The sequence below is a fragment of the Bacillus sp. DE0042 genome (assembly GCF_007680225.1).
GTDB lineage: Bacteria > Bacillota > Bacilli > Bacillales > Bacillaceae_G > Bacillus_A > Bacillus_A wiedmannii.
Window position 1 is genome coordinate 175,800 of sequence record NZ_VEJP01000008.1, and the last position, 20,153, is coordinate 195,952.

General features: G+C 32.5%; 18 protein-coding genes. 13 read left to right on the plus strand and 5 right to left on the minus strand.

The annotated features are described in order from the left end of the window. Positions 1 to 13 precede the first annotated feature (13 nt). Together FS802_RS25345 and FS802_RS25350 are read right to left on the minus strand one after the other, a co-directional pair. The gene (locus tag FS802_RS25345; RefSeq protein ID WP_098655119.1) at positions 14 to 931 is read right to left on the minus strand and encodes a GNAT family acetyltransferase; all 918 of its coding nucleotides are present in this window, start codon (positions 929 to 931) and stop codon (positions 14 to 16) included. Beyond that, positions 928 to 1,446 (minus strand): GNAT family N-acetyltransferase, encoded by a 519-nt coding sequence (locus tag FS802_RS25350; protein WP_098655120.1) that lies wholly within the window; start codon positions 1,444 to 1,446, stop codon positions 928 to 930. The genes FS802_RS25345 and FS802_RS25350 overlap by 4 nt, the downstream gene beginning before the upstream one ends. A gap of 291 nt (positions 1,447 to 1,737) precedes the next feature. On the opposite strand from FS802_RS25350, the gene FS802_RS25355 reads away from it, so the two are divergent. Beyond that, entirely contained in the window at positions 1,738 to 2,415 is a 678-nt protein-coding gene (locus tag FS802_RS25355; protein ID WP_098655121.1) for an MgtC/SapB family protein, read from the plus strand. Between the two features lie 204 nt (positions 2,416 to 2,619). After that, positions 2,620 to 5,535 (plus strand): collagenase ColA, encoded by a 2,916-nt coding sequence (gene colA, locus FS802_RS25360; protein WP_144525552.1) that lies wholly within the window; start codon positions 2,620 to 2,622, stop codon positions 5,533 to 5,535. A gap of 361 nt (positions 5,536 to 5,896) precedes the next feature. On the opposite strand, the gene FS802_RS25365 is transcribed toward colA, so the two are convergent. Then, a complete protein-coding gene (locus FS802_RS25365) occupies positions 5,897 to 7,150 on the minus strand; it encodes a sensor histidine kinase (RefSeq protein ID WP_000513013.1) in 1,254 nt (417 codons plus the stop codon). Positions 7,151 to 7,783: 633 nt separating this feature from the next. Between FS802_RS25365 and FS802_RS25370 the strand changes: the two genes are divergently transcribed. Next, a complete protein-coding gene (locus FS802_RS25370) occupies positions 7,784 to 8,224 on the plus strand; it encodes a hypothetical protein (RefSeq protein ID WP_000773513.1) in 441 nt (146 codons plus the stop codon). Between the two features lie 366 nt (positions 8,225 to 8,590). Here FS802_RS25370 and FS802_RS25375 read toward each other — a convergent pair whose 3' ends face one another. After that, positions 8,591 to 8,956, minus strand: a complete 366-nt coding sequence (locus tag FS802_RS25375; protein ID WP_098707353.1) for a hypothetical protein — start codon at positions 8,954 to 8,956, stop codon at positions 8,591 to 8,593. 713 nt (positions 8,957 to 9,669) lie between these two features. Here FS802_RS25375 and FS802_RS25380 point away from each other — a divergent pair. From FS802_RS25380 to hlyIIR, 4 genes are all read left to right on the plus strand, one after another. Continuing rightward, positions 9,670 to 9,963: an ArsR/SmtB family transcription factor gene (locus FS802_RS25380; RefSeq protein WP_000209273.1), complete on the plus strand. Its 294-nt coding sequence runs from the start codon at positions 9,670 to 9,672 to the stop codon at positions 9,961 to 9,963. Positions 9,964 to 10,416: 453 nt separating this feature from the next. Next, complete coding sequence (locus FS802_RS25385; RefSeq protein WP_098655125.1) at positions 10,417 to 11,652, plus strand: N-acetylmuramoyl-L-alanine amidase; 1,236 nt, start codon at positions 10,417 to 10,419, stop codon at positions 11,650 to 11,652. Positions 11,653 to 11,954: 302 nt separating this feature from the next. Next, positions 11,955 to 13,193, plus strand: a complete 1,239-nt coding sequence (gene hlyII / locus FS802_RS25390) for a hemolysin II HlyII (protein WP_000709379.1) — start codon at positions 11,955 to 11,957, stop codon at positions 13,191 to 13,193. 464 nt (positions 13,194 to 13,657) lie between these two features. Beyond that, positions 13,658 to 14,263 (plus strand): hemolysin II regulator HlyIIR, encoded by a 606-nt coding sequence (gene hlyIIR, locus FS802_RS25395; protein ID WP_000520488.1) that lies wholly within the window; start codon positions 13,658 to 13,660, stop codon positions 14,261 to 14,263. A gap of 468 nt (positions 14,264 to 14,731) precedes the next feature. Here the strand turns inward: hlyIIR and FS802_RS25400 are convergent, their stop codons facing one another. Next, complete coding sequence (locus tag FS802_RS25400; protein ID WP_098655126.1) at positions 14,732 to 15,235, minus strand: GNAT family N-acetyltransferase; 504 nt, start codon at positions 15,233 to 15,235, stop codon at positions 14,732 to 14,734. Positions 15,236 to 15,490: 255 nt separating this feature from the next. Between FS802_RS25400 and FS802_RS25405 the strand changes: the two genes are divergently transcribed. The 6 genes from FS802_RS25405 (at position 15,491) to FS802_RS25430 (ending at position 20,082) form a co-directional block, all read left to right on the plus strand. Beyond that, complete coding sequence (locus FS802_RS25405) at positions 15,491 to 15,889, plus strand: DUF2871 family protein (protein ID WP_000737901.1); 399 nt, start codon at positions 15,491 to 15,493, stop codon at positions 15,887 to 15,889. A 171-nt stretch (positions 15,890 to 16,060) separates the two neighbouring features. Continuing rightward, positions 16,061 to 17,452: an FAD-binding oxidoreductase gene (locus FS802_RS25410; RefSeq protein WP_098707352.1), complete on the plus strand. Its 1,392-nt coding sequence runs from the start codon at positions 16,061 to 16,063 to the stop codon at positions 17,450 to 17,452. 4 nt (positions 17,453 to 17,456) lie between these two features. Then, entirely contained in the window at positions 17,457 to 18,425 is a 969-nt protein-coding gene (locus FS802_RS25415) for a bile acid:sodium symporter family protein (RefSeq protein WP_098655129.1), read from the plus strand. A 12-nt stretch (positions 18,426 to 18,437) separates the two neighbouring features. Continuing rightward, positions 18,438 to 18,785, plus strand: a complete 348-nt coding sequence (locus FS802_RS25420) for a DUF4260 domain-containing protein (protein ID WP_001172032.1) — start codon at positions 18,438 to 18,440, stop codon at positions 18,783 to 18,785. 23 nt (positions 18,786 to 18,808) lie between these two features. Further along, positions 18,809 to 19,336 (plus strand): GrpB family protein, encoded by a 528-nt coding sequence (locus FS802_RS25425; protein WP_000813602.1) that lies wholly within the window; start codon positions 18,809 to 18,811, stop codon positions 19,334 to 19,336. A 137-nt stretch (positions 19,337 to 19,473) separates the two neighbouring features. Next, entirely contained in the window at positions 19,474 to 20,082 is a 609-nt protein-coding gene (locus tag FS802_RS25430; protein ID WP_000275773.1) for an FMN-binding negative transcriptional regulator, read from the plus strand. Positions 20,083 to 20,153 lie beyond the last annotated feature (71 nt).

The window sequence follows — 20,153 nt, forward strand, 5'->3', positions numbered from 1 at the left end:
GGGAAGTGTATAATCACTTTCCGGCTTCTTTTTGATACGTAATCCAAGTAGCACAAGGATTAAAAAGAAAGGATTTTAATATTTCCATTGCGTATATACTTGTTGAATCAAATTCACCTTGAATGAAAGAGTAGCCGTGTTTATTTGCATACATAGCTTGTTTGAAAACGAGCAGTTTCAGTAAGGATAAATCTTCTATAGTGTGAGTCCCACACCATCCTAGTTCTACCGTATTATCCTTTTCTGATGTATGGAGGAAAGAGTATGCCATAATTTGATGCTCTTCATCTATAATGAGAAAGCTCCCATCTAGTAGTACATCATCAGCCAAAATCATCTCTTGCCAAATTTCGAGAGAGAATGAGGCAACCGGATTTGCTAAGTGAGTATACTCGTAATTCGTTTTTACTAAGTGAGCTAGTTTTTCAAAGAAGCTATTATTGGATACGATATTTGATAACGTTTGTACATGATAATTTGAAGGAAGCATTGTATCGATAGGTATGATTTTTTGTACGTCTAATATCGGCAAAAATGTTCTTCGAATTTCCATAAAATTATCTTCTTCATAATAGGCTTTTAAATGAGCTGATGTTTCCCATATAGAGGTTTGCAATGGTAGTTTGAAGTTTTCTCGTTTTTGAATTTCGTTTAATAAAAATTGTTCAATGTGTAGCCCTGAATAGAAAGGATTCGTATATATTCGGAAGTATGTGCAGTATGGATGGAAGTTATTGCTCCAGGCGAAAAAGATGCCTACTACATCTTTTTTATAGTAGGCAATATATGCACATTTTGTTTTATTACCTCTTAATAAGTTAAATAGATAAGAATCTTCATTGTATAAATCAATAAGTTGTTTTACTTGTAGCTCATTACTTCTACTATATTTCTCTAGAACAAGATTGTTTTCATTGGATGGCTTCTTCATAGCTCAATCCAAAACCGTCTTACTACATTTCCATCTTCCTCAGTGAAATCATCATCACGAAGCCCGCCGTTATGTAAAATTGTTTTTTCTGAAGCTGTATTCACTTCATCGCAAACGACAAGTGCTTTCGTAATGTTTAATTCCTTCGCTTTTTCCAGTGATAACTCTAATAACTTCGTAGCATAACCTTTTCTTCTTTCGGAAGGGCGAATGCCATAACCGATATGACCGCCAGCGTTAAATAAATGTTCGGTTAAACTATGGCGTATATTAACAGCACCTACAATTTTATTTTCATCTGTAACGAGCCAATACGTAGAGTCTGGTACCCAAGATTTAGGAAGGTTTACTCCGTTATGTGCATCGAGTAATTCTTGAATCATAGCGGGGAAGTTAGAAGGGTCTTTTGAAATAACCCAGGGAATCATCGTTTCACCACTATCTTTCCATTCGTTATAAAAATCTAAGTATTCGTCTTGTAAATCGGTAGTAGGTGTAAGTAAAGAGACGTTCATTGTTGGTAAGCTCCTTTATTTATGTAGTATGTATAAAAAATTACGACACTAAATGAAAGCGTTTTCTAAATTTTCTCAACCTCATTTCATGTAATCGACCTTTGTTTTTTTTAGAAAATTAGTGGAAGTTTAAAATTAAAAGCTATTCATTTTATGTTAATATTAAAAATATTAACATAAAACGGTCGGAATATTAAGAGTATTTTGATGAGATTCCTTCATATTGATAAAAGGATGTGTGTGATAATTTTTGTTTTATCTATCTATAATGAATGAAAGGGGGAAGGGCTCGTGAGTGTAAATTTTGATTTGATTATACGAATCGGTGTTGCCGGTTTGTTAGGAGCAATAATCGGTATTGAAAGGGAAATTCGATCAAAAGAAGCTGGATTAAAGACTCATTTCCTCGTAGCGGTAGGGAGTGCTTTAATAATGGTCGTTTCAAAATATGCCTTTTCAGATATTATGAATGAAGAACATATGGCTCTTGATCCGAGCCGTATTGCAGCACAAGTTGTTAGTGGAGTAGGTTTTTTAGGTGCAGGTACAATTATTATTCAAAAACAGGCGGTAAAAGGTTTAACGACAGCGGCTGGTTTATGGGCTACAGCAGGAATTGGATTAGCAATTGGTGCTGGTATGTATGTGGTAGGAATTGGAGCGACGATTCTCGTTTTAATTGGTTTAGAGATTGTAAGTCGTATTTTTAAGGTGCAACTTTTATTTCCGCAAAATATAACGGTACAAATGTGTATAAATAAGCATGAAGCGGTACAACAAATATTAGAAACGCTACAAGTGAAAGGTATTCCAATACTTTCATATGAAGTGGAAGCTTTACAGCAAGGTACAGAAACTATTTATAAGGTGGGGATGCAACTGAAAAATATATCGTCAAAAGAAAAGAATGAATTTATTCAGCATATGCAAACATTACCGGAAGTTACATTCATACAGTTAAAATCATAGTGTTGAAAACGAGGATAGATATAGCAGGAATTTCGCTATTATCTATCTTTTTTTGATATAAAACGCACGTAAAGTCAAGTGTTAATTTTACGCGGCATGGATACATGTGTGAACGTTACCTTATTTTTTTCTCAATACATAATAAATAGTCAGAATAGTAAAATAATGGAGTGGGACACTAAAAAATGTAAGGTAGGGGAGAGTATGAAAGGCTATTCAAAAAAAATGTTAGTAGGGGTAAGTTTTGCTAGTTTAATGTTAGGAAGTTTTCAAGGGAGCACATTGGCAGAAAGTACAAAGGGAGAGCAAGTTTCTTATCGGAATGTGCTCAAAATGGAGCCAGTTGGTGTACAACTACCAGTGCAAGAATTAGCTCATTCATCAAAAGTGCTTGAAAGCAAGTCTTTTGAGAAAAGGCTACAATTTGCTGATTTGTCGCAAAGACCGCCTGAAGTGAAAAAGGAAAGTAAGCAATTAGCTGCGGCGAAAACTTATACAATTGCTGAATTAAATCAATTAAGCAATCAGCAGTTAGTAGATTTACTTGTAACAATCAATTGGGAGCAAATTACGGGTCTATTTCAGTTTAATAAGGATAGTCTTGCATTCTATCAAAATGATAGTAGGATGCAGGCAATTATTGATAAATTGAAGCAGCAAGGACAAGCTTATACGAAAGATGATTCCAAAGGGATTGAGACTTTAGTAGAGGTATTACGTTCAGGGTTTTATTTAGGATTTTATCATACAGAATTAAGTAAACTAAATGAGCGGAGCTATCATGATAAATGCTTACCTGCATTAAAAACGATTGCGAATAACCCGAATTTTAAACTTGGTACGTTAGAACAAAATAGAGTTGTATCATCATACGGAAAATTAATAGGAAATGCTTCGAGTGATGTGGAAACGATAACATCAGCCGCAAAGATTTTCAAACAATATAACGATAATTTTTCTATATTGGTAGACAATCTATCAGCTGGAAATGCGATTTACGATATTATGCAAGGTGTTGATTACGACATTCAATCGTATTTGTACGATACGAGAAAAGCACCGAAAGATACAGTATGGTACCAAAAAATTGATAGCTATATTAATGAATTAAGTCGTTTTGCTTTAATTGGAACGGTGACAGAGAAGAATGGTTGGTTAATTAATAATGGTATTTATTATACAGGTAGAGTTGGTACGTTCCATAGTACAGGAACGAAAGGATTGCAAGTTGTAACAGACGCGATGAAAATGTATCCGTATTTAGGAGAGCAATATTTCGTAGCGGCTGAGCAAATCGCGACGAATTATGGCGGGAAAGATGCAAATGGAAATGTTGTTAATTTAGATCAAATACGAGAAGATGGGAAGAAAAAGTATTTGCCGAAAACGTATACGTTTGATGATGGTGCAATTGTTTTAAAAGCTGGAGATAAAGTGACAGAAGAAAAGGTAAAACGTCTATATTGGGCGGCAAAAGAAGTGAAGGCACAATTCCATCGTACGGTTGAAAGTGATCAACCTTTAGAAAAAGGAAATCCTGATGATGTATTAACGATGGTTATTTATAATAGTCCAGCTGAGTATCAATTTAACCGTCAATTGTACGGGTATGAAACGAATAACGGAGGTCTTTATATAGAAGGAACAGGTACGTTCTTTACTTATGAACGTACGCCAGAAGAAAGTATTTATAGTTTAGAAGAATTGTTCCGACACGAGTTCACGCATTACTTGCAAGGTAGATATGAAGTACCAGGGCTTTGGGGACAAGGTAAGATGTATGAGAACGAGAGATTATCCTGGTTTGAAGAAGGGAATGCGGAGTTTTTTGCAGGGGCAACGAGAACAGATAATGTTGTACCGAGAAAGAGTATTATAGGAGGGATATCTTCAAATCCAGCAGAACGTTATACGGCAGAGCGAACGTTAAATGCAAAGTATGGAACGTGGGATTTCTATAATTATTCCTTCGCTTTACAATCGTATATGTACAATAAGAGATATGATATGTTTGACAAAGTTCATGATCTTATTAGAAAAAATGATGTAACAGCATATGATGCATACCGCTCTGCATTAAGTAAAGATGCGAATTTAAATAAAGAGTATCAAGACTATATGCAAATGTTAGTCGATAACCGAGAGAAATATAATGTTCCATTAGTATCAGATGATTATTTAGCAACTCACGCACCAAAACCAGTTTCAGATATTGCGGCAGAAATTACAGCAGAAGCAAAATTAAGTAATGTGTCAGTTAAGAAAAATAAATCACAGTTCTTTAATACATTTACACTGCAAGGAACGTATACAGGTACTACTGCAAAAGGGGAATATGAAGACTGGAAAACAATTACACAAAACGTAAATGATACGTTAAAACGTTTAAGTGCAAAAGAATGGACAGGTTATAAAACAGTAACAGCTTATTTTGTGAATTATCGTGTGAATGCATCAGGACAATTTGAATATGATGTTGTATTCCATGGTATGAATACAGAAGAAGGTGCTGTGAATAAAGCACCAGTTGCGGTTATAAATGGTCCATATAACGGAAATGTAAATGAAGCAATTTCGTTTAAAAGCGATGGATCAAGAGATGAAGATGGGAAAATTGTTGCTTATAAATGGGAGTTTGGTGATGGTACTGTAAGTAATGAACAAAATCCGACCCATGTATACACAAAAGAAGGAACATATACGGCAAAATTAACAGTAACAGATGACAAAGGATTAACGAATACGGTTACAACGAATGTAACGGTTCAAAAGAAAGAAGATAACAGTGTCGAAAAAGAGCCAAATAACTCATTCCAGACAGCGAATAAACTGCAATTAAATCAAGTTTTACGTGCTAGTTTAGGAAATGGTGATACGAGTGATTACTTTGAAATAAATGTGGAAACTGCGAAAAACCTACAAATTAATGTAACGAAGGAAAATAATATCGGAGTAAACTGGGTTCTTTATTCAGAAGCGGATTTAAATAATTATGTTACGTATGCCCAGCAAGACGGGAATAAGTTAGTAGGAAGTTACTACACATATCCAGGAAAATATTATTTACATGTGTATCAGTATGGCGGAGGAACAGGGGGTTATACGGTAGAAGTGAAATAGCAAAAGAGAAATTGTCTTTCAATGAATGGAAATCAATTTAAGTCTATATCAAGTAATACAGGTTACAATATCAGTTATGAAGATATTGTATCTTTACGAATGTTAAAAATTTAATATTTAAAATAAAAAATAACTATAGGTAATGTATCTAATGATATTAAGAAATCAAGTATTAAGAGACCTTATCTTGAAGTTAAGTAGACCTAGTCAGTAAATGAGATACAATCGATGAATTATGATTTCATAGAGATGTGAGCAAAGTAATAAAATTTAAGTATGTTTGATTTAATTAAAGGACTAGAGTTTATCCGTAAAAACAGATATACTCTGGTCCTTATTACGTTTAACTTATTACGTCATATTAGCAGGGGATACTAATGGAAAATCGTGTACCTTGACCTAATTTACTCTCTATTTCTATATCACCGTTTAATTCTTTAATAATACTATAGGCAATCATAGTACCAAGCCCAGTTCCTTTTTCTGTTGTTGAATAGAATGGTAAAGCAATCCGCTTTATTTGTTGAGAGGACATTCCAACCCCTGAATCAATAATATCGATTATAATATTACCTTTAATTTTCTGTATATTTATTTGTAATACTCCACCATTTATCATGGCCTCAATTCCGTTTTGTATGATGTTGTTTAGACAGATCCTGAATTTTTCGGGGTCTCCATTTATATAAAAGGAATTTGTACTATTTTGTATTATTTCAACTTTGTACGATAGAGCGAGTGGTGAAATAGTGTCTTTCACTTGATTTAAAATATGATTAATATCTATTTTCTCTTTTAGGGTGTTCTGTGGTTTTGTTAAAGATAAATAGTTATTAATAGTAGATTGTATATGTTGCATTTCAATTAACATGATTTCTAAGTACTGATCCTGAGGTAGCTTAGAGGCATGTTTTTCATTTAACAATTGAGTGAATCCGTGTACTGTGGTTAGTGGATTGTGGATTTCGTGTGCAATGGACGCGGCTAGTTCGCTAGCTATATAAAATTTTTCAGCCCGTTGCAGCTTTTCTTTCATTTTATATTTCTCGATCATTCCCTCAATTAAATACACTGATAATAATACTGTAAATATATTAATGATTATATAATTTAATAAAAATTCTATGAGAGTAGAGTCAATTTTACCACCTGTATTTATTTGAGTTACAATACCGCAGATAGAAAGTGAAGTTGTACATACTAAAATAAGAAGCAAGCTTAATAATATCTTTTTTTCTTTAACATACATTGGTAATAAGTAACGAAAGAGCATTGTTATAACAGAAATAATAGTAAAGATAATAAATGATGGAAGAACTCCATTTCCGCCTAAGAAAAATCGATAAGAAAGATATAAAATTCCTATAAAAACAATGTTTTTTGTATTTCCATATAGAAAAACTAATATGATAGGAATAAAACGTAAATCATAAATAAATCCAGCATGTAGATGAAAAGGAAAAGTCATGCAAAAAATAATAGCAATGGAGGAAAGGATAGAAATCAATATATTATTACATGTTATTTTTTCTTTAAATTCTAGCCAAAATACGTGGTAGCTAAGGATACAAATTATTATTATAAAGGTATTTAATAAAAGAGTAGATATTCCCATAGTTTTGCATCTCCGATAGTTTGTATATTGGATTATGTATGAGTTAAACTTAGATGTTTAGTATCAGTAGACTTTTTATCTAAAAAAGGAAGGGCACTTGAAAAGTACTATTATATTAATCGTATTAGAATTGATAAGGAAGTTAGGAAAAATAATAGATAAAAAACCTACTTAGATATTTATACATATGAAACTAGTAATTGACTTTTGTATAGGTAAAACTGGGATTGAGTTACTAATAAAATAATGGGTTTTTAAGTATGGATATTCTGTGAAAAAATATATCTTGTGAATCATATTTTGTAGCCTACGTTATATTAACATGGAATATATCAAATTATAAAGTGGAAATTTCAAAATTTTTCATTAGTATATTTTATCTAAAATGGAAATGCTATTTATTTGAGTGCTTTGGTACTTAGTTGTATGAATTCTTGTTAAAAAGGACTTTGAAATTTGCATGTTCTTTTTTAGTATCATAATACTGTAGCTTTATCAATGTGAGTTTTTCAATAACTATTAAGGTATAAAGTTAAAATATATAGGTTTAAAGATATGAATTATTACATAAAAACGCACTTGAAAAAAAAGGTATGATGGTAATAGATTACAAACATCAAGGGGGAACTTAAAATGAAGTTAAATAAACTAGTGCTTAGTTGTGGAGTAATTTCAGCATTAACACTTGGTGTGTTAGGAAATAATACTTATGCTGAAGAAATACACAAAACGAATGATACAATTCATATAGTCGAACATGTTCCTGTAGACTTATTATTAACTCAAACAATGGATTATAGTGGAGAGGCTGTAACTTCTTTTGTATATAATGGGAGTGAAAATTTAAGCTTCTTTATGAAAAATAATGGCCAAAATACAATGGGATATAGTGTGAAAGGTCCAAATATGGAGCTAATTGTTGGTGGTTATATAAAACCTGGAGAACAAAAAATTAATGTTACAAATGTACGGAATGCTCTATCTCCATTACCAATTGGAACGTATAAAATTTACGTTTCAAATGATGATGGTTCTAAGGGACAATTCCAAGTTGCAGTAAAATCTATAAATTAAATTTAAAAAGCCTTGTTTATAAGTTAATTTAGTTTTTACTTACTAGAAAGTAACTATATTAAATCGAGAATTACACATGAAAATAAAAACGAGCACCTTATGTAATTACGAGAAGGTGCTCGCTTTTTACTATTAAACAGAAGGGAATTGTTTTCAACAATTTATAAATACATTTTGATATTTTTATAGCTAATTTACTAGTTTGTGTAAAAAAAGAGGATGTCGGTTGTAAGTAATCTTAAAATAAAAATAACTCAGTATTCAGCTGAATTACATAGGAAGCTAGAAAAATCCCCTTATATAAGTGGTTTTTTCTAGTTTTAGGCTATACATTTTAAATTAGGCTAAGTTAAAGTAATAAGCATTTTATTTGTTTTGATTATTTGGTTCTGGATAATGATTGTAGTACGAAATTCTAATAAATTCTTGGTATACATTTGTTAATTTAGCAGCTCTAAGGGCATCATTGAATTTTTGCATACGGACACTACCTTGAGCATAGCCTCCACCAGGAACATAAGGATTTCTAGCTTCAAAGTCATCCATAAAGGCTTTGAATTTTTTATAGTCCTGAGATTGATAAAAAGCAGCTGCTTCTTCGGGAGTGACATCAAAGTAAGAAGATGATGTTGAGTTATAAGAAGCTGCTTGAGCAGTAGGTGTTTCTAGTATAGTTGCAGCCCCACCCAACATAGTAAGCGCCATAGAAGATACAATAATTTTTTTAAACATAATAAAACCTCCACGTAGAGTATTTGGATTAATAGTATTCCTGTAATCATTATAGTTACAACTAAAATAGTTATCAAATGCAATGTTGCATAATTTATTATTTGAACGAGAAGTCTCCCTTATCTCTACATGAAGGAGCGTAATAGGGGATTAATAGATTAAAAGAGGTTTACATATCATTGGGGTTAACAAGATAATGAAATAAAAAGGATATTTTAATTGAGGAAAGTTAAAAAGCCCTGTAATTAAAGAAAAGGGTCTTTTAAAAAGGAATGACAGCTACCATCTGGAGGTACCATTATAGGGGATTTAGCTACGTTTATTGGTGTTGAGAAATACATAATATATGCTGTATAAGATGAAATGAAGAAACATTTCATCTGAATTTTACAATGTGAGAAAGAAAAATCAGAATTTAAATTTGTACTTAAACTAGGGAGAAAAGTATTACTTTTTATGTAACAAAGAATGTTAAGTCTCATTTAAAATCATATAATAGACTATAAAATAATCCTTTTAAAACAAAATATAGTTTGGCTAAAAATTAGAGGGCATCAATTCATTGGAACAGTAAAAGCTGTTTATTGGATTGGTGTCTTTTTTTGTTTAAGAACGAGAATACATTTTCTCAACAGGACAAATGGCAAATATCTATAAGTACTACTTATAAGGATAATTGGAAAATAGAAATTAATAATAAAGGGGAATGCGAAATGACAACATTAATATCTAATAGAGATCTAGCTAAAATCCGAGAGGAAGATGTATATGTATTAAAGGTAATGGCACATCCCGTTCGATTAAAAATTGTAAATGAATTAATGCACCATAAACTGTGTAATGTTACACAGTTGACAGAAATATTAGGAATCCCACAATCCACTGTTTCACAGCATCTATCAAAATTAAGGGGAACTGTGCTCCGTGTACAAAGACGAGGATTAGAGATGCATTATTATATTGATAATGTTAAGGCTCGCCAGATTGTAGGAATTCTAGGTTTGTAGCTTCATAATTCTTAAAAAGAGCACTTTTCAAAAGTGCCCTTTTTAAGAGGGACATTAGGAATTGAAAGAGGCATCAATGATAATTTAGAAGGAGTGTGCTTAAATTAATCTGTTCTTAAAATAAAAGATAATTATTTACATTATTTAATAATTACTTGATATATTATTAATTTGGTTACCTTACAAAAATGTAAGGTTGTTTTAATTGACACTCATATATATAAGTAACTATACTGGTTACACAATGTTGGTGAATAAATGTAATAGTCTCAATCTATAAGTGTATGTCGAAGGATTCTTTTCGGAATGATAATTCTATACTAGATTCTTTATCTTATAATATAGTGATGACGCCAACTTAATCTATACTTTATTCGAATTCATATTATTTAAAGATTAACTATAGTACACATAATTTACCAACTTGTAATAATTTTTTAGAGGTGCTAAATTTTGAAGAACAAATTAATTGCTACAGGAATTCTTGCTGGAAGTTTACTATCTTATTCTACTAGTATTTTTGCAGATACTCACAAATTCCCAGATGTTCCTGCATGGGCTGACAAATCCGTTAATTATTTAGTTGATAAACAAGTATTGAGTGGTTATCCAGATGGAACTTTTGGTTCAAGTGATACACTAGATAGAGCTTCTGCAGCAACCATTATGACAAGGGCTCTTGGTATAAACATTGATTTAAATGCAAAACCATCTTTTAAAGATTCACAAAACCACTGGGGAACCCCTTATATCGCCGCAGCTGAAAAGGCAGGAATAATTAAAGGTGAAGGAAATGGAATATTTAATCCTTCTGGAAAAGTTACTCGTGCTGCTATGGCTACTATGCTAGTGAATGCATATAAACTACAAAATAAAAACACTAGCAATGGACAAAGTAAATTTGAAGATTTAAAGGGACATTGGGGTGAAAAGTTCGCAAATACTTTAATTGATTTAAAAATTTCAGTTGGTACAGATAATGGTTGGCAACCAAATAGGTTCATAACACGCGCTGAAGCTGCACAACTAACCGCAAAAACAGATATGCTTCAATATAGTCAAAGTAATCCTTTAGAAAATAAGACAATAATTATTGATCCCGGACATGGTGGCGCAGATCCTGGAAAAGACACAAAGGGATTACCTGAAAGTAAGATTGTACTTGACACTTCTTTACGTCTACAACAATTGCTTGAAAAACATACACCATTTACAGTTTTACTAACTCGTGAATCTGATAATAGACCTGGACATGATCAAAAAAGCTCTTTACAGGAACGTGTTAAATTTGCTAAACAAAATCAGGGGGATATCTTTATAAGTGTTCATGCAAATGCTTATAATGGTAATGCAAAAGGGACAGAAACATACTACTATAAATCTTCTAAATCTGAAAAAACAAATCCTCATGTGGAAGAAAGTCGTGTTTTAGCTGAAAAAATTCAAACTCGATTAGTAGACGCTCTTCAAACACGTGATAGAGGCGTTAAACATGGAGATCTTCATGTTATAAGAGAAAATGAAATGCCAGCTGTGTTAACGGAACTTGCTTTTATAGATAATGGTATCGATTATAGTAAGTTATCTACAGAAAACGGAAGGCAGGTCGCAGCAGAAGCAATTTATGAGGGGATTTTAGATTATTATGAATGGAAAGGGAATAATGTATCTGAATATAGGTTGCAATAAGTAAATGAAAATATAGTAATTCTCGAAATAAAGAATTCTATAATTTTTTTACACTTTTTTTAAACAACAATTTTAAATACATATTTAAAATTGTTGTTTAAATCGTTATTATGTGTTTTAATAATATTGATAATAGTTATCAGTAAAAAAGAGATGGAAATTAGAAAAACAAGTGTTGATAGTTATTGTCATAAAGATTAATAAATTTCTACATTGTAAAGTTATGAACCTATCTCTAGTATTGAGAGCTAAAAATAATATGTTTATACCTTTTAAATGTTTAAGAAGGAGTGGATGTCTGTATGAAAAAAGCAAAGGGAATAGTTAAAAGTGTTGCGGTAGCGTCCGTTATTATGTCTGGATCACTTGGTGTACAAGCAACATCTGCATTTGCAGATTCTAAAGGAACTGTAGAAAATCTTCAAAATGGTGGAAAAGTCTATAATAGTTTTAAAACTACTTATGACATGAAGCAGAATATCAAAAATTCAATAAAGGTTTCTTTTATTGAGGATCCTTATGCAGATAAAAAAATCGCAATTGTTACAACAGATGGTAGTAATATAGATGCTAAATATACAATTAATGGCGGATACTATAACGCAGGTTTAAAATGGCCATCAGCATATCATACTGAAGCAGAAATAACAAGTGTTGATAGCGCTCAATTTCATAAAGCTGCCCCAGTTAATACAATGACTTCAGCAAAGGTTACTTCTGAAGTAGGGTATACACTTGGTGGAAGTGTTAAAGTTGGGGTAAATGATAAAGGGCCAAATGCCGATGCAAGTATTACAGGTAGCTTCGCTTGGAAAGAAAGTGTATCTTATGATCAAGTAGACTATAAAACGGTATTAGAGACTCACACAGATAAAAAATTAAATTGGAAAGTAGGATTCCAATCGTTTAATTTCCCAGAGTGGGGAATTTATAATCGTGATACATTTAATACTTTCTATGGTAATCAACTATTTATGAAATCACGTAGTTATAATGAAGGAACGAATAATTTTGTTTCAAAAGATACAGTACCAGCTTTAACAGGATACGGTTTTTCTCCTAATGTAGTAGCAGTTATTACTGCTGATAAAACAGAATCTACATCTGATTTAAAAATAACAAATCGTAGAATTTCAGATCAGTACAATATCGAATGGGTAAGTTCAAAATGGTGGGGAACAAATAATAAAGATACATATAATGAGTTCTTTACAAACAACTATAAATTAGACTGGAAAAACCATCAAGTTACTCTTGATAACCATAAAGCCCTTGAAGAACAAATGAGTAGTATCAACAATGTGAATAACCAACTTAACAAAGGAAAAGGGAAATTATCTTTTTCAATGAATGGAAACCAACTCAAAGCGACATCTAGCAATGCTGGTTATGGTATCAGTTACGAAGATAGAAATTGGGGTATCTTTGTAAATGGTGAAAAGGTCTACACGTTTAATGAAAAAACAACTGTAGGTAATATCTCAAATGACATTAACAAATTAAACATCAAAGGACCTTATATTGAGATTAAACAAATCTAATCAGTAAATGAGGTACAATTGATGGAGAATTATTTCATCAAGATATGAGTATAAAGGTTTTTGAAAATTTGTATAATGTAATGAAAGGATCCAAGTTTATCTGTAAAAATAGATAAACTCGGGTCCTTATTATTTTTTTGTTCACTTTTATACTCAATTAGAAAAGAGCATGAAGTATTTGAAAGCTATTCATGCTACACAGGGGGTATTGTTTTTAAGTATGGTGTTTATTTTTATTTCATTTTTAAAAGAATTCTTTGTATGGTGACATAGGGTAGGAGAGATTCAGGAGATGTTTCTTTTTGAGGTGTACGTTGTGTGGCGAATTGTTTAAAGTAATCAAGACTTCATCGGTTGTTAAGTTACTACTTTAAATATATAATTAAATTTCATTAAAAAGATACTCTATTCAAAGTCCTTATTGGATTTTTGAAGTGAAATATATATTATTTGAGGTGTGTGAAATGGGGAAATCTCGAGAGCAGACGATGGAAAATATTTTGAAGGCTGCTAAGAAAAAATTTGGAGAGCGTGGTTACGAAGGTACAAGCATACAAGAAATTGCAAAAGAAGCGAAAGTAAATGTTGCTATGGCTTCATACTATTTTAATGGGAAAGAAAACCTGTATTATGAAGTGTTTAAGAAATATGGCCTTGCTAATGAGTTACCTAATTTTCTTGAGAAGAATCAATTTAATCCTATCAATGCTCTTAAAGAATATTTAACAGTCTTTGCTACACATATAAAAGAAAATCCTGAAATTGGAGCATTGGCATATGAGGAGATTATTAAGGAAAGTGCAAGATTAGAAAAGATTAAACCATATTTCATAGGTAATTTTGAACAGTTAAAAGAAATATTACAGGAGGGCGAAAAACAAGGAGTTTTTCATTTCTTCTCTATAAATCATACGATACATTGGATCACTTCAATTGTTTTATTTCCAAAGTTCAAAAAGTTCATTGATTCTTTAGGACCAAATGAAACGAATGATACGAATCATGAATGGATGCCAGAAGACTTAGTGAACAGGATTATTTCCGCTTTAACAGATAAGCCTAATATATAAATTACTCATTGTTTATGAATCTTAATTTTCCTATTAAAAAGCCTAATTTCTCAATGTAATGTAGAGAAATTAGGCTTTTTTCGACACTTCATTCTTAAATTATTTTATTATTTATCGTTTATTACATTTGAAATGACTTTTAATGTGTATAAGCACGTGATAAGTAAATTAAATAAACAAAGGCCCTGTAAAAAGTCCAGGGCCGGATACAGGGTTAAGGGAACGCATAGTTTCTTAGTAACATATTAGCATAAACTTTTCATTTAACTACATAAGAGTTTTGACAACTTTAAGAACAAGATAGAGGATTTTTAAGAATAAATACAGTACTGAAAATCAGAGTTGTGATTTAAATTATTGTGGTTATAACGTTAAAAAATAGATGAGTATTTTAATTATAATAACTTTTAGGAATGTATATGTAAGAAATGTTTTTTGATTAGATTGAAAGAGAAATCTGATAATTTATTATATGTTATACCCAAATAATTTTAAATCTTCACCTGAGTCTGAAATTATCTTTTCGAACTGCAATCCTACTTTTTCTAAAAGCTTTCCTGAATTGATGTTATCAATAGTAGTAATTGCTACAATTCGTTTCAGACCGAGCTTTTGTACACCGTAGTCTATTACAGCAGAAGCGGATTCAAAGCCATACCCCTTTGAACGGAATTTCTCTAAAAAGGCAAAGCCGATATCAACATCTTCTAATGAATCTCTTTTAATAAGACCGCACATACCAAGTGGAGTGAGATCTTCTTTTCGCTCTACTAAGTAAAGACCAAAGCCCATTTTGTTATACATATCAACTGGTCCGTTTAAAATGTATTTTTTTGCATCGTCTAAGTTTTTAATCCTTTTATCACCAATAAACTGAATCCATGCAGGATCGTTTACTAATTCTAGAATAAATGGAGCGTCTTTTATATCAAACCAGCGAAGAACGAGTCGTTCAGTTTCAAGAACTATCAATCTATTGCACCACCTTTAATAGTTATAACAATTAGTATGGGTTGAGAAATACAAAAGTGCAACATATTTTCATTATGATCTACTTGTTCACATAAAGTTCGTTTGTTTTGTATAAAGGGATATTTTATAATTAGGATTGATTGTAAAGAGTGAGATACTTATACAATGACTCCTAGGTAACTAGGAGTTTTTACTATATAACTATCATTATTACTAAATATGACACACTACACATTCTACTCAAGGAGGTACATAATGAAAAAATTATATAATGCATCTTTTACGTATTTGATTATCGGCTTATTATCAGGGATTTTCGCTAGGGAGTATGGAAAGTATAAGGGGATTGTAGGATCTACTTTGTTAAATCTTTTGCATACACATACACTTGTACTCGGCTTTTTCTTCTTTTTAATTGCTTTAGGATTAGCAAAAGTATTCGCGTTTCATGAAGCGAAAAGTTTTAATAAGTGGTTTGTTTTACATAATATTGCATTGACTTTAATGTTAGGTTCGCTAGCGGCGAGAGGGCTACTTCAGCTAAATGGAGCGGACTTTAAAGGGTTAACTTATATTGTAGGATTTTCCCATTCGTTAATGGCAGTTACTTTAGTTTGGTTTATGTTGTTAATAAAGAAGTCATTTAAAATATAGTTTTGTAGAAAAGAACTTGCAATAGTTATTGCAAGTTCTTTTTGTTTATTCGACAGTAGGAAACGAATTTCATATGTATAAAACTTGAATTATTTAATTTTTCGGATTATTATGTATAAAATAGTTAACATATTTTGTAATTCAAATGTATAGAAAGTAGGAGGGCGTACGATGGAAATAACGGTAGAGCGTTTAGTAAATAAATTAAAGGGTGTACTTCCCGAAGATCGAGTAGTTGTAAATACGACAGTAAGAGAGTTACATAGTAAAGATGAATCTTATCATACTAGTAGTTTACCTGATGTAGTAGTTTTTCCGAAAACGACTGAAGAGGTTAGTAAATTAATGAAAGTAGCAAGTGAGCATAAAAAACCTGTCGTTCCTTTTGGGGTAGGTTCTAGTTTAGAGGGACATGTCATTCCGTATGAAAAAGGAATTACAATGGACTTCTCACTTATGAATAAAATACTCGAAATCAGAGAGAAAGATTTCCTTGTGAGAGTACAGCCAGGAGTGACTCGCTCTCAGCTTAATAAAGAATTGAAAAAGTATGGATTGTTTTTTAGTGTAGATCCAGGAGCAGATGCAACGTTAGGTGGAATGGCTGCCACAAATGCGAGCGGAACGACAGCAGTTAAATACGGGGTAATGCGTGATCAAGTTCGTGATTTAGAAGTCGTACTTGCTGATGGGGAAGTAATACATACTGGAAATTTAGCAGCGAAATCATCATCAGGTTACCATTTAAATGGTGTTTTCGTAGGCTCAGAAGGTACTCTTGGATGCTTTACAGAGTTAACATTAAAAGTATACGGCATACCAGAGCATGTTATGGCTGCGAGAGCATCGTTTCCAACTATAAATGATGCAGTAGAAGCTGTTATTAATATACTACAAGCGGGCATTCCAATTGCGAGAATTGAACTTGTAGATGAATTATCTATGAAACAAGTAAATCATTATAATGAAACAAGTTACAGAGAAGAGCCTACACTGTTTTTAGAGTTTCACGGTAATGAAGCAGGGCTAAAGCAAGATATTGAATTTACTAAGGAAATTGTTTTTGATCATAAATGTAAAGAAGTTGCTTTTGAAACGGAAACTGCGGCGAGAAATAAATTATGGGATGCACGGCATAATCTAGCATACTCTTACGTTCATAGCTATCCTGGTAAAAAGCTTATGAGTACAGACGTATGTGTACCAATTTCAGAATTAGCTGGCGCAATCCAATATGCGAAAGAGACGTTAGATAAAGTAGGTCTTGTTGGTGGTATTCTTGGTCATGTAGGAGACGGGAATTTCCACGTGCTCCTAATGATAGATCCAAACGATAAAGAAGAAGTGGAAAAGGGCGACGAAATAAATGAAAGTATCGTTTTATATGCTCTTAAACGAGGTGGAACGTGTACGGGAGAACATGGCGTTGGAATCGGAAAACGGAAGTATCAAGAAGAAGAACATGGGGCGGCATTACTCGTAATGGAAAAAATAAAGAAAGCTCTTGACCCGCAAAACATTTTGAATCCAAATAAAGTTTTTCAGTTGAAGGATAGGGGATGATGGGGTGAAAGTACTAGAAGCGATAAGTAATATAGCTGGAAAGTATTTTGCATTTTGGGTTATTTGTATTGCTGCTATTGCATATTTCATTCCTGGACCATTTCTCGGGTTAACTAGTTACATAACAATTTTACTTGGGGTTGTTATGTTTGGGATGGGATTAACATTAAAGGCTGTTGATTTTAAAATCATTGCTACAAAACCATTGCCAGTTATTATCGGTGTATGTGCTCAGTTTATTATTATGCCACTTGTCGCATACGTACTAGCCTACGTTATGAATCTGCCAGCTGAGTTAGCAGCTGGATTAGTGTTACTCGGTTCAGTACCGGGTGGCACTGCATCAAATGTTATGGTTTATTTAGCAAAAGGGAACTTAGCGTTGTCTATTGCAATGACGTCGTTATCAACGTTACTAGCACCAATTGCTACACCTCTTATTTTATTATTACTTGCAGGACAATGGATGCCAGTGAATGCTATGTCTATGTTTCTTTCTATCGTACAAGTCATTATCCTACCTATTATTTTAGGATTAGTAGTGAAGAAGTTTTTCCCTACAACTGTTACGAAAGGAATGACTGTTATTCCTTTAATATCAGTTGTAGCAATTATCATTATAGTTTCAGCGGTGGTTTCAGCGAATGTAAGTAGCATTACTTCTTCAGGTCTTCTTATCTTTATCGCAGTTATGCTTCATAATGCATTTGGCTTTTTACTCGGATATATAACAGCGTTCGTACTTGGACTAGACGAAGGGACAAGAAGAGCTATTTCAATAGAAGTAGGAATGCAAAATTCAGGATTAGGTGTTGCGCTGGCAACAGCACATTTTGGACCAGCCGCTGCACTCCCAAGTGTATTAGCGGCAGTATGGCATAACATTGCAGGGCCGATTTTAGCAACCATCTGGTCAAAAAATGCAAAGAATACTTTCAGTGATGAAAATTTATCGGTAAATATAGAAAAATAGGGATGGTAAAGAATGCAAAAGCGTATTTTACATTTTGAAGGGTTAGTTGTTTTCGTAGCCACGATTTATGCGTATTCGATATATGAATTTAGTTGGATTATATTTTTGGTATTTCTTTTAGCTCCGGATTTATCAATGTTGGCGTATGGGATAAATAATCATGTAGGTGCTAAAATTTATAATATTTTTCACACATATATTATATCGATAGTAATAGCTATAATAGGTGTATATTTTAAGGTAGATACCATTATAATGATTGGCTTAATTTGGACAGCGCATATTGGAATGGATCGAATGTGTGGATACGGATTGAAATATGAGACGGATTTTAAGGATACTCATATTCAAAGGTTATAAATTATTTTGGGGAGAGAGATACATTGAAACAGAGAATTACAATCGAAGAATATAACATCAAATGGGAAAGTGAATTTAATAAATTACAAACTATTATTAACGATGCAATGGAAGAACTTGTTTTATCCGTTGAACATGTGGGAAGTACAGCTGTTAAAGGACTTGTATCAAAACCAATATTAGATATTGCTATAGTAATAGAAGAGTACGAAATTTTTCCTGAAGTAGTAAAAAGCCTTGAAACGATAGGGTATTATCATCAAGGTGACTGGAGCTTCAAAGGGAGAGAGGCGTTTGGTAGAAAGGATGCTTTCGTTCCATGGAACGGGGAAAGTACAGTTTGGATGGAACATCATTTGTATGTGTGTGACAAAAATAGCGAAGAGTTAAGAAGACATATAGCGTTTCGAGATTACCTTCGTGAACATGAAGATGTTGCTGTTGAATATGGACGATTAAAGAAAGAATTAGCAAGAGAATCGAAAAATAGAGCGAGCTATAGTGAAGGTAAGACGGCATTTATTACAAATATATTAGGGAAAATAAACTAAGGCGGCATGGAATACATGCTGTCTATTCTTTTTAGAAAGCTGCCATTGTAAAACAAATACAAACTGGCCCTGTTGATTGATGAAATTACTAAATATAATAGGAAATAAAATAGAAAAGAGCGGAAAAGAGGGAGTTTATGTACATACCAAAACATTTCGCAATACAAGATGAAGAGATGAAGTACGAAATAATAGAACAAAATAGCTTTGCGACATTATTTTCTCAACATAACGGGGAACCATATGCAACGCATTTGCCGTTGTTATTAAATAGGGAGACTCTAACTTTACATGGCCATTTAGCGCGTCCGAATGAACAGTGGAAAGATAGTGGGAATCAACACGTACTTGCTATATTCCAAGGACCCCACAGCTATATATCGCCGTCGTGGTATGAAACAAACAATGCAGTACCAACATGGAATTACGTTGCAGTGCATGTATATGGTGAATTAGAAATTGTTGAGGATGAACAGGAATTAATAGATTCTCTTCAAGATTTAGTACATACATATGAAAATCCAAAGAGTACCTATTCACTTGATGATGTAGATCCGAATTATATGGGAGGATTAAGTAAGGGAATAGTTGGGTTTAAAGTAAAGATAAATAAAATAGAAGGGAAAGCGAAGTTAAGTCAAAATCATTCTGTAGAAAGAAGAAAATTAGTTGTAGAGAAACTTGAGGAAGTTGGTAGTGAGGGGAGTAGGGGGATTGCTAGAATGATGACGTGGAATTCGTTGTGATAGAAAAAACAAGTTATATATTATTGATTTTGGTCATGTAAATGAAATAAGAGAGCTAAGAAAAAGAAGCA

Excerpts from the sequence above, each read along its gene's own strand:
- FS802_RS25380 (WP_000209273.1), top strand. The coding sequence starts at position 9,670 with ATGACAACATTAATATCTAATAGAGATCTAGCTAAAATCCGAGAGGAA.
- hlyIIR (WP_000520488.1), top strand. The coding sequence starts at position 13,658 with ATGGGGAAATCTCGAGAGCAGACGATGGAAAATATTTTGAAGGCTGCT.
- FS802_RS25405 (WP_000737901.1), top strand. The coding sequence starts at position 15,491 with ATGAAAAAATTATATAATGCATCTTTTACGTATTTGATTATCGGCTTA.
- FS802_RS25350 (WP_098655120.1), bottom strand. The coding sequence starts at position 1,446 with ATGAACGTCTCTTTACTTACACCTACTACCGATTTACAAGACGAATAC.
- hlyII (WP_000709379.1), top strand. The coding sequence starts at position 11,955 with ATGAAAAAAGCAAAGGGAATAGTTAAAAGTGTTGCGGTAGCGTCCGTT.
- FS802_RS25345 (WP_098655119.1), bottom strand. The coding sequence starts at position 931 with ATGAAGAAGCCATCCAATGAAAACAATCTTGTTCTAGAGAAATATAGT.
- FS802_RS25365 (WP_000513013.1), bottom strand. The coding sequence starts at position 7,150 with ATGGGAATATCTACTCTTTTATTAAATACCTTTATAATAATAATTTGT.
- FS802_RS25370 (WP_000773513.1), top strand. The coding sequence starts at position 7,784 with ATGAAGTTAAATAAACTAGTGCTTAGTTGTGGAGTAATTTCAGCATTA.
- FS802_RS25430 (WP_000275773.1), top strand. The coding sequence starts at position 19,474 with ATGTACATACCAAAACATTTCGCAATACAAGATGAAGAGATGAAGTAC.
- FS802_RS25375 (WP_098707353.1), bottom strand. The coding sequence starts at position 8,956 with ATGTTTAAAAAAATTATTGTATCTTCTATGGCGCTTACTATGTTGGGT.
- colA (WP_144525552.1), top strand. The coding sequence starts at position 2,620 with ATGAAAGGCTATTCAAAAAAAATGTTAGTAGGGGTAAGTTTTGCTAGT.
- FS802_RS25410 (WP_098707352.1), top strand. The coding sequence starts at position 16,061 with ATGGAAATAACGGTAGAGCGTTTAGTAAATAAATTAAAGGGTGTACTT.
- FS802_RS25420 (WP_001172032.1), top strand. The coding sequence starts at position 18,438 with ATGCAAAAGCGTATTTTACATTTTGAAGGGTTAGTTGTTTTCGTAGCC.